The organism is Xenorhabdus bovienii, from assembly GCF_024721015.1.
Taxonomy (GTDB): Bacteria; Pseudomonadota; Gammaproteobacteria; order Enterobacterales; family Enterobacteriaceae; genus Xenorhabdus; species Xenorhabdus bovienii.
On the sequence record NZ_JANAIF010000402.1, the window covers coordinates 1 to 279 of the forward strand.

The 279-nt window shown below is 58.1% G+C and carries 1 pseudogene; it reads left to right on the top strand.

Annotation, left to right across the window (positions count from 1 at the left end):
- Nucleotides 1-279: pseudogene (locus NXS07_RS21175) on the top strand (argininosuccinate synthase); the annotation flags it as partial.

Here is a 279-nt window from a genome sequence, read left to right on the forward strand (position 1 = left end):
CGTCTTGACCTCGTAGAGGGCCGCTTCGTCGGGATGAAATCCCGTGGCATCTATGAAACCCCGGGTGGCACGCTGTTGCTTGAAGCGCACCGCGGTATAGAATCGATCACGATGGACCGCGGCGCGATGCACCTCAAAGACGAGTTGATGCCGCGCGATGCCGAGCTAATTTATAACGGCTTCTGGTACTCGCCCGAACGCGAGATGCTCCAGGCGGCAATTGACAAGAGCCAGGAACACGTAACGGGCACGGTGCGCCTGAAACTTTACAAGGGCTCT